Source organism: uncultured Marinobacter sp., from assembly GCF_913055835.1.
Lineage (GTDB): Bacteria > Pseudomonadota > Gammaproteobacteria > Pseudomonadales > Oleiphilaceae > Marinobacter.
This window is the reverse complement of record NZ_CAJXKQ010000058.1, coordinates 1-9,463: the sequence shown is the minus strand read 5'-3', so window position 1 is coordinate 9,463 and position 9,463 is coordinate 1. Positions and strand designations below refer to the sequence as shown.

General features: G+C 55.6%; 8 protein-coding genes and 4 tRNA genes. All 12 read left to right on the top strand.

The features are described 5' to 3' along the window. Positions 1-297 precede the first annotated feature (297 nt). Positions 298-1,503, top strand: coding sequence for a DUF6160 family protein (locus tag QZ534_RS18805; RefSeq protein ID WP_296936866.1), 1,206 nt, complete (start codon positions 298-300; stop codon positions 1,501-1,503). Positions 1,504-1,513: 10 nt separating this feature from the next. Further along, positions 1,514-2,593, top strand: coding sequence for a hypothetical protein (locus QZ534_RS18800; RefSeq protein WP_296936864.1), 1,080 nt, complete (start codon positions 1,514-1,516; stop codon positions 2,591-2,593). Beyond that, entirely contained in the window at positions 2,590-3,138 is a 549-nt protein-coding gene (locus QZ534_RS18795; protein ID WP_296936862.1) for a hypothetical protein, read from the top strand. The genes QZ534_RS18800 and QZ534_RS18795 overlap by 4 nt, the downstream gene beginning before the upstream one ends. Positions 3,139-3,158: 20 nt before the next feature. Further along, positions 3,159-5,561: a DUF6160 family protein gene (locus QZ534_RS18790; protein ID WP_296936860.1), complete on the top strand. Its 2,403-nt coding sequence runs from the start codon at positions 3,159-3,161 to the stop codon at positions 5,559-5,561. 102 nt (positions 5,562-5,663) lie between these two features. Further along, on the top strand, positions 5,664-6,629 hold the full coding sequence (locus QZ534_RS18785; protein ID WP_296936858.1) for a biotin--[acetyl-CoA-carboxylase] ligase: 966 nt from the start codon (positions 5,664-5,666) through the stop codon (positions 6,627-6,629). Next, positions 6,626-7,360: a type III pantothenate kinase gene (locus tag QZ534_RS18780; protein WP_296936856.1), complete on the top strand. Its 735-nt coding sequence runs from the start codon at positions 6,626-6,628 to the stop codon at positions 7,358-7,360. Before QZ534_RS18785 ends, QZ534_RS18780 begins: the two co-directional genes overlap by 4 nt. Next, entirely contained in the window at positions 7,357-8,016 is a 660-nt protein-coding gene (locus QZ534_RS18775) for a hypothetical protein (RefSeq protein ID WP_296936854.1), read from the top strand. Before QZ534_RS18780 ends, QZ534_RS18775 begins: the two co-directional genes overlap by 4 nt. Before the next feature lie 31 nt (positions 8,017-8,047). Continuing rightward, positions 8,048-8,123 (top strand) — tRNA-Thr (locus QZ534_RS18770). A 39-nt stretch (positions 8,124-8,162) separates the two neighbouring features. Further along, positions 8,163-8,247, top strand: a tRNA-Tyr gene (locus QZ534_RS18765). An 11-nt stretch (positions 8,248-8,258) separates the two neighbouring features. Continuing rightward, a tRNA-Gly gene (locus QZ534_RS18760) sits at positions 8,259-8,333 on the top strand. A 13-nt stretch (positions 8,334-8,346) separates the two neighbouring features. Continuing rightward, positions 8,347-8,422, top strand: a tRNA-Thr gene (locus QZ534_RS18755). 52 nt (positions 8,423-8,474) lie between these two features. Next, positions 8,475-9,463 (top strand): elongation factor Tu (gene tuf, locus QZ534_RS18750; RefSeq protein ID WP_296936852.1); only part of this gene is annotated, 989 nt, incomplete at its 3' end.

Genomic DNA, 9,463 nt, shown 5'->3' with positions numbered 1-9,463 from the left:
CTCAGAAGTGAAACAGACCAGCGCCGATGGTAGTGTGGCGTTGCCCATGTGAGAGTAGGTCATCGTCAGGCTCCTAAATAAAACAGCCCCGACAGCATCCGCTGCCGGGGCTTTTTTATGCGCGGAATTTGAGAAATCTCAAAACCATGACGTCGCGCACAGTGACAATCCGTAACAAACGTTAATATTCCGCAAAAGAACTGGCCAACAATAAAAGCAAAATCAAGCCAGCCTCAGAGACGCTCATCAGTCATCTTTAATTCGCCGTGAATAAAAACAATACGGCGTCAGTGAGACATGGCTATGAGTAAACGATTATCTTTACTTGCCCTCCTGTCTGCGGTCATTACCGGAGTCCAGGCCGATTTACGCCCCATCACCGATGAACAGATGTCGGAAGTCACTGGTCAGGCCTTCGTATCCGTCGACCGCCAGTATCATCCCGACAGTGCCAATAATACTGCCTACACACGCGTGAACCTGGGCATGGATATTGACATCCAGACCAACGTGGACGTCCTGGAGCTGGGCCGTTACGACCGTGAAGGCGAGAAGCCCGGCACCTCCGATGTCTACATCGAGGATTTCGCCCTTGGCTACATAAACAATCAGGCCTATTTCGACGCTAATCCCAAAGCCCCAAAACAGCGCAAGTCTGACGGAAGCGCCTATGGGGAGGGGGAGATTGTTCCTTTCTCCATCCAGAATCCATTCCTGGAGTTCGCATTCGACGAACAGACTGACGAAGTGGTCGGTTTCCGGCTTGGATTTGGTGAATCCATGGGTGTTCTCTCGGGCAAGATTGAAACCCTGACCGGCAATGTCAACGTGGATATCATTGATCGGGGTGAGGGCCTCAGCCAAGCCAGTTCAAGCGGTAACTTCTTTGACCAGATCATCGTGCTTCTTACCCCCCTGCTCGAGGGCGGTAGTCCGTTATCCACAAAGGCTGAATTGGTATACGGTGCGGAGGGCGACCCGAACATCGGATCCCTTGATCCGGTAAGGGCGGAATACATCGGTATTCCTGATGGCGAACGGTTCATTCTCGAAGGCGCAAGCGGCTTCACCCGCTGGTCGGTAAAGAACCTAATCGGCTGGGGGTCGAGTTCCCGAATCGAGGTTCCGGATTGTTCCTTTTTCAGCTGTTCAGGCGGTGACATCTATGTTTACGCGGAGGACTGCCTCGTCCTTGGCATAGATTCCTGCTTCGACCTCGATATCTATAACAGCTTCCCGGTAGGAGAGGTCGGTGAGATCAATGGCGAGCGACGTATCACCGGGCCGGCCGACGGTGCTTTTATATCGTTCCAGACCAAAGACCTCGATTGGCTGAAGGATGTAAAGAAAGCAGACTTTACGCCCGAGGATTTCATCAGGGCAACCTCAGGTGCCTTTTTCAATATTCCTAATGGCGCTACTGAGGTGAATCTCAACGAAGCCCTTTATGGCACCCAGCGTTACCGCACCGAATACATTGACCGCGGCAAAGGTCTTTTCTGAGGAGCTTCTTATGAAATGGATCAGTTTCGGTCAGATACCCTTCTCCGGGCGCTTGCTTCTTATGATGGGGGCAGTTCTGGCGGTGCCCGTCCATGTTGGGGCAGAACTTCAGGGTCTCTCGGAGACTGAAATGTCGGCGATAGATGGAGCCGGCATAGGCCTGGTGCTGGAGAATTTCAAATTTTCCCATGGAACTGATGAGCCCGCTGCCTCCGGCGAGCAGGCGAGGATTTTTCGAATTGGCGGCATAAAGAGTACAGACGGTCGTGATGTCGATATTACGGTGAACCATCTCTACATTTCTGGGGCCAATAGTAATTTCGGCGAGAACCTTGGGCCGGTCAACCTGGGGAGGCTTCTCAATCCCTGGCGAATCGATGTGGTTGATGGCAATGACATCGGGGTCGCCAACAAGGCGGTCCTGGAGTTTGCCGCCAGTTCCAAAGTTGCTGCTGGACAGGGTTACGATTGCATGGATTCTGGCGCCGTTTTCGGTAGTGGGGCCTGTTCAAGTCGGCCGGCAACGGCTGGCTACATTGGGGAGCGTGCGGATATCGGTATGCAAATGAACGTGGCTGTTGGTGACGACCGGTCTGCGAACATCAATATTCACGCAAAGAGTGCTGTCATCGACGGTAGCTATCTGCGTCTCTGGGGCGACAACGATCGGCGCCAGATGGTTGGCCAGTTCAAGCTCAATTTTTATTCTCCGGAATTGTCGATAAACGCCTGTGAACAGGACGGCTCCAGTTGTGGCTCGCGTATTCTGATGAGCAATTTTGCGCTTGAGCTGGCGATTGGTAACCAGCTTCAGCCGATATTTTTCGATGTTGATGGCAGTGGCAACTTTGTGGTGGAGGTGGCTGCGATCCGGCGTCCCCAACCGGGCGAGATCGGAGCCGATGGCCTGAGAAGTAGCAGCGATGCCGAAGCCTGGGATTTCTACGAGTCCTATTACACCAATCCGGAGTTCCGCAGCAATCTAAGGATCGGGAACTTCAGTGTTGGCGACCGTGATTTTGGCTCTGCCCGTGTACAGGGAATGCTGATACAGCATTTGAATATTAAAACGAGGGATCTGAGCCAATGAAAGCCATCCTCCGCGCAATGTTACTCGCGTTCACGGTTTCGCTTCATTCTTTACCGGCTTTTGCGGAACTCGCCCGTCTCGGTGATGAAGCTCTTTCAGGAATCTCGGGCCAGGGGGGAATCTACCTGTCTGGTGACATCAGTATCAATGAAATGGGTGGTCCGGTTGAAAACAGCTATTTCGGCCGCTGTGACGATGGCGACAAAAAGTGCGGTGCCCGCTTCGCCTATCGCCTCAAAGAAAATGGCGGTTGGATGGTTCTTGATGATATTCGCGGCAATTTCGCGTTTGAGGGGCTGACACTGCGAGTACGCAAAGTTGATTCGGGGTTTGGCGGCGATGGAGAACAGTTCAATCGGGATGTATTGGAGCTGGGGTTGCCCAATACCGTCCGGTTCAACGACGTCCAATTCAAGATATCTGCCAGCAGTACAGCTCGCCCTACCGATCCGGGTTTTCAGCAGACAGACATTTTTTCTGTAGATATGCGGGGGGAAGTCGTAATGGAAGGCAACCTGCTCGTGTTCCCGGCAGGTAATCCGTAATCATGAAGGGGGTGAGGGCTGTGAGTGCTTCAAACAGAATCAAGCCAGTTGCTGTCATTGCCCGCGGGCTGGTCTGGATGATCATCGCCCCGTCAGTGGTTGCCGATATGAAAAGCCTGGACGATTCTGCGCTGGCCAGCATCAGTGGCCAGAGCGGGTTGACCATGGAGCTGGAACTTGGCCTGGCCGCAGATCGGTTATCGTACTTTGACGATGGCAACGGCATTCACCTTGAAGGTTTCCGCGTCGGTTCAGCGGTTGATTCTTCAGGTCAGGCATTTCATCTGGTTCGGATCGATATTGGGGAAGATGCGTCCCTCAACCTCGACTACCTGGTTGAGGACCGACGAATCGAGTTTGGAGATATTCGCCTCGCCGGTGCACCCGGAGTCAGTATGGGGGGCATGTTCTTCGATCACTCTCTGGCGGGTTATCTGACCATCAGCCAGGGTGGCTCCGTTGGCGGGGAGGGCTATACGTTTGACTCCGCCTACACCATGACCGGTGGTCGCCTGGGGTATCGCACCAACGGCAATGAAATTTTTCTGGATGATATCACTATGAACGTGGAGGCGCTGGGGGTAACGCTGGACGTGGTCGGCGATACGCTGGCCCTGAATGCGCCCAGGGTTACCGGTGATTGGGAGGTTGGCGCAATTCGCTACAGCGGCAACCCGCTCAACCACGGCGTATCTTATGATTCCGGCTCGGGCCAGCCGCTGCCCAGTTTTGGTAGCCTGGGCGGGAGCTATGATCTCTCATCCAGCGTGGGTATCACCGCCGGCGGGCGCTCCGGGGAGGGCCTTCGGATCGATAGCGAGACTATTATACATTCAGCATCCTTTCTCTATAGGGATGACGGAAACGTTCTTGCCCTTAGGGACATCACCGGTGACTACCGTATTAACGACCTGAGGCTCGACGTAGCGACTGACTGGCAAAACCGACCGGCTCTGGCCTTGACTCTTGGCTCAATGGACGGAAATTTCAGCATCGGTGCCATTGAGGTCGGTGGTAATGGAAAGAGTATTGGCAAAGTGAATGTCAGCTTTCTGCTTGCGGACCAGGTGTTCAATGGTCGTGATTACTCCAATGCGTTCTATCTCCAGGGAGGCGGCCATCCTGATGCCGGGCCCCAGGGTTTAAGGCTTGCTACGGAATGGAGCTTGCGGCTTGCCGATTTCAGCTACACGGAAGACGGAAACAGGGTGATCTTCAGCGGCCTGCAATCGTGGGGTCAGGGTGATGTGACTGTTAACGTGACTCGCAATGAGATCATCAATGGCACCCAATTTTTCGATGGCCTGCGCATTGGGTTTGAGGATATCCGGGCCGGATACCGGATCAACGGCCTTCGAGTGGGAAGTGAAGATGCTCCCTTGCAGGGTGGCACGGAACTGCTGCTGGCGCTGGGCTTTTATCCGGCCTATGAGTTTGAGCTGGATGGCCAAATGACGCTTGGTGCCGGCGGTGCATCGGGGGAGGGGCTTACTATCAACTCGGATGTCCGGATTCGTGATGGCAAGGCCGCAATTATCGCGGTGCCCTATGATGAAGGTAACGGCGAGGTTCCCCAGAAGGGGCTCTGGATTACCGAGCTGGATTACGACTCTCACGTTCGGGGCATGACGGTCGACGTCACGCAGGAGGGGCTTGCGATTGTCAAAGGCGAAGCCTGGAGCACCATGGATATTGGTAATCTCAGGATCGGCGACAAGGAATCGGGCCAGAGTTTTGGCCGATTCGTGATTCAGAAATATGAAACCGGTAGCAGCATGACGGTGGTTCCGGGAGGGGCGGGCGATGTCTGTGCCGGTGGCATGGGCGACAGCCCATCGGCTTGTGCCGACTCTGGAGGCGTCTGGGAAACCCGGGGCGAGGAAGGGTTGACCGTCCGCCTGAAGCAGGTGTTTGCCAAGGCCGCCGGCGAGGACCGAAAGAACGCTCTGACCTGGGAAACCAATCGGCAAACCAATGGCGTTGGCGAGTCCATGAACGGAACGGGGACACGTCTGGTGCTGAACGATATCCACACCAGCGACGGCGGTGACTTCGATGGTGACGGTGTCGAAGACAACTCATTTGGCGTGCGCACCGATCTTTCCGTGGATGTCTACCAAACTCGGGTGGTGAAAAAATCCGACGGTCCGGACACACTGGGTGTGGTTGGCAGCCGGGGCGAGGAAAAAATCATGGATAGTTCATCAGCTGCCGGTTACCGCTATGTGGCCAATCCGACTCTCCAGGAGGCTGAAAACCGGCCACTCGGTTTTGCGGTGCAGGCGAGAAGCCAGTTCAAGGAACTCTCCATCAATAATATCGATCTGGTCCATCCGGTTGGTGGTGCACAGACTGCCGTGTATGGTGTGAAAATGCAGAACTTTGATATCAAGGCGAACCTCACCGCGACACCGATCCCCTGATTTGTCGGCGGCCATTTGGCAAAGCCCGCCTGCCGACTTTGTCTTTTTCCTTCCCCTGGTGTTTAATCCGGCCTTACCCAATCTCATGGCTGGATGCGTGTTATGAAATCCAAAGCACTTCTAGAGCTGCTAAGTGACGGACAGATCCACTCGGGGGCTGCGTTGGCCGAAAAGCTCGGGGTCAGTCGCACGGCAATCTGGAAACAGATCCGTCGCGCAATGGACGACGGTGCTGATATTTCCACGATACGCGGGCGCGGGTACCAGTTGGTATCCCGGGTTGATCTGCTTGACCGGGCGGCCGTGCTTGATGGCATGGCTTCCGGCCGGCAAGAGGAGCTGGCGCTGACCGTACTCGATGAAGTGGATTCAACCAATGCCGAAGTGATTCGGCAGATCACCGCCGGAACCAGAGGTATACCGGTGGTCATGGCCGACTGCCAGACCTCCGGGCGCGGGCGACGAGGACGTGTGTGGCAGAGCCCTCGGGGTGAAAACCTGTATCTGAGCATGGGCCTGACGTTTCATGGTGGTTTCGGGGTGCTGGACGGATTGAGCCTGGTACTGGGTGTGGCGGTGGCCAATGCCCTCGAGCGACTCGGAGTGCCGGAGGTTGGGCTCAAATGGCCGAACGATATTTTTCTGCCAGACGGCAAGCTGGGCGGGATTCTCGTGGAACTCCAGGGCGAACTGGAAGAGGGCGTTGTGCAAGTGATTGCCGGTATTGGCCTGAACGTCCACATGTCGCGGGCCGACGGTGTCGATCAGCCCTGGAGCAGTCTTGGCAGGGCGTGTCCGAACGTGGACTGGTCGCGGAACCAGATCGCCAGTGCCATTATCGACGCCGTTCTGGATGCGGTGCCCCTGTTTTCAGAATTCGGATTCGCGGATTTTCGGGAGCCATGGCAGCGCCGGGATATCTTTATGGGAAAACCGCTTCAGGCTCGAGGCGGTGATGTGGAGGGTGTCGGCTGCGGGATTGATGGAGCCGGAAACTATCAGATCCGGACCCAAGCCGGAATTGTTCCAGTTCGCGCAGGGGAAATCAGTCTGCGAGTGGTGCCATGAAGCTTTTTATTGATGCAGGCAATACCCGCTTGAAATGGTGTCTTGATGACCAGGGTCAAACGCTGGCATCAGGTACAGGTTCACTGGAAGAAGAAAATCCTTTGAGTGCAGCGGCAGACCTCATCAAGCAGGTTAGAAGTGTCGCCATATCCACCGTTGCTTCCGAAGAAAGGCGTGCCCATTTGAAGGATTCGCTAGCAACGCTTTGTCCTGCGCCGGTGCAGTTTTACTGGTCCGAGCTGGCCCGTAACGGGCTGGTAAACGCCTACCAGGATGTATCGAGAATGGGCGCCGATCGATGGCATGCCATGTACGGCGCCTGGCTCGATCACAAACAGGGCTTCGTGGTGGTCGATGCCGGCAGTGCCGTCACCGTTGATTATGTGGATCCGCGTGGCCAGCACCTTGGCGGTTATATTCTTCCCGGTTTGCAAATGATGTTGCGGAGCCTCAGGACGGACGCGGCCCGAATCTGGTTCGACCCCGACCAGGGGCTTGCAACGGATCCGGGGCGAAGTACCGGAGAATGCGTGAATCATGGTCTTGCCTGGCTATCCGGTGCCATGGTCGACCGCGTGATCGCCGATGCCCGGAAGTACGGTCTCTCTGATGTGTTGGTGACTGGCGGCGACGCGAATCGGCTTATGGGCCTTGGCCTGTCGGGTATCCATCGCCCCGACCTTGTGTTGGCCGGCTTGCGTGCGATCCATGGTGAGGATGCGTCCGCATGAGGTGGTTGGCGCTTGTGCTTGTGCTGGTGAGTATTGGTGTCTATTACCTGCCCGACCTCGTCGGGCCCTCGGGTGGAATGGCCAGGGTTGCCAGTGGCAGTTTGCCCAGGGTGGCCAGCCTGAAATCCGAGGAGCCTCAGAATGTTGAGGGAGAGTTTGAGTCCGAGCACTCCTGTGTCCGCCTTGGCTGGATAGAAAATGCCGAGCGCGCCCGCAGGCTTGTGGATAATCAGCCCCTTGCTGAAGAGGTGGGGTTCAAGGTTGACGAGGTCGAGAGAGAGTTGCCGCCTTTGCACTGGGTTCTCATACCACCCCAGCCTGAAGATGTGGCGTTGCGCCAGTTTCGGGACATTCAGCGCCAGGGAATCGATTCCTACCTGGTGACCGAGGGCGAAAACCGGAATGCCATTTCGCTGGGCCTGTTTGAGTCCCGGGAATCTGCAATATCCGTGCTGGAAGAAAAAAAAGGTCAGAATCTTAATGCGGTACTGGTCAACTTCCCCCGAAATCAGATAAGCTACGCGCTCTCTTTTGAGGCTGAACCGGAACTCGCTGAAGAACTGGTTCAGGCGGTGAAAGCGGATTACGGCAGCAATTTTGATTTCGTTGAAATCAGGCCTTGTGAAGGTGTTGCAACGCCAGAAAAAAATCCGTAGTATACCGCCCTCGCTGACGAGGCGAATGTGAGCTGGCGTAGCTCAGTTGGTAGAGCAGCTGACTTGTAATCAGCAGGTCGGGGGTTCGATTCCGTCCGCCAGCTCCACTTTAAGTTTTGACGGATTTGCCTCGGCGAATCCGACTCGGAGGGGTTCCCGAGTGGCCAAAGGGATCAGACTGTAAATCTGACGGCATCGCCTTCGCAGGTTCGAATCCTGCCCCCTCCACCACTAAATTGCTCGCGGGCATCGTATAGTGGCTATTACCTCAGCCTTCCAAGCTGATGACGCGGGTTCGATTCCCGCTGCCCGCTCCAATTTGGTTTCAATGCTCATGTAGCTCAGTCGGTAGAGCACATCCTTGGTAAGGATGAGGTCACCGGTTCAATTCCGGTCATGAGCTCCATTTTTTATCCGGTCAACGTTGCGATCCTGGTTGATTAGGGAGATTGGTCGAAATGTCTAAAGCAAAGTTTGAGCGTAACAAGCCGCACGTAAACGTGGGCACCATCGGTCACGTTGACCATGGTAAGACCACTCTGACAGCCGCCCTGACTCGTGTGTGTCACGAAGTTTGGGGTACTGGCGAGAGCCGTGCTTTCGATCAGATCGATAACGCACCGGAAGAGCGTGCGCGTGGTATTACCATCGCGACCTCTCACGTAGAGTACGATTCTCCGACCCGTCACTACGCCCACGTAGACTGCCCGGGCCACGCTGACTATGTGAAGAACATGATCACTGGTGCGGCACAGATGGACGGCGCGATCCTGGTTTGCTCCGCAGCTGACGGCCCCATGCCGCAGACTCGTGAGCACATCCTGCTGTCCCGTCAGGTTGGCGTTCCTTTCATTGTCGTGTTCCTGAACAAGGCCGACATGGTAGACGACGAGGAGCTGCTGGAGCTGGTTGAGATGGAAGTTCGTGACCTGCTGAGCCAGTACGACTTCCCGGGTGACGACACCCCGATCATCACCGGTTCTGCCCTGATGGCGCTGGAAGGCAAAGACGACAACGAAATGGGTACTACCGCTGTCAAGAAGCTGGTAGAAGCCCTGGACGACTACATCCCTGAGCCGGAGCGTGCGATCGATCAGCCGTTCCTGATGCCGATCGAGGACGTATTCTCCATCTCCGGTCGTGGTACCGTAGTAACTGGTCGTGTTGAGCGTGGCATCATCAAGGTTGGTGACGAAGTGGAAATCGTGGGTATCCGCGACACCACCAAGACCACCTGTACCGGTGTTGAGATGTTCCGCAAGCTGCTGGACGAAGGTCGTGCCGGCGAGAACGTTGGTGTTCTGCTGCGTGGTACCAAGCGTGACGACGTTGAGCGTGGTCAGGTTCTGTGTGTACCGGGCTCCATCAAGCCGCACACCAAGTTCGAGTGTGAAGTGTACGTACTGTCCAAAGAAGAAGGTGGTCGTCATACTCCGTTCTTCAAGGG

Bases quoted from the DNA above. Each gene is read 5' to 3' on its own strand.
- QZ534_RS18805 (WP_296936866.1), top strand. From the start codon at position 298: ATGGCTATGAGTAAACGATTATCTTTACTTGCCCTCCTGTCTGCGGTC.
- QZ534_RS18800 (WP_296936864.1), top strand. From the start codon at position 1,514: ATGAAATGGATCAGTTTCGGTCAGATACCCTTCTCCGGGCGCTTGCTT.
- QZ534_RS18795 (WP_296936862.1), top strand. From the start codon at position 2,590: ATGAAAGCCATCCTCCGCGCAATGTTACTCGCGTTCACGGTTTCGCTT.
- QZ534_RS18785 (WP_296936858.1), top strand. From the start codon at position 5,664: ATGAAATCCAAAGCACTTCTAGAGCTGCTAAGTGACGGACAGATCCAC.
- QZ534_RS18780 (WP_296936856.1), top strand. From the start codon at position 6,626: ATGAAGCTTTTTATTGATGCAGGCAATACCCGCTTGAAATGGTGTCTT.
- QZ534_RS18775 (WP_296936854.1), top strand. From the start codon at position 7,357: ATGAGGTGGTTGGCGCTTGTGCTTGTGCTGGTGAGTATTGGTGTCTAT.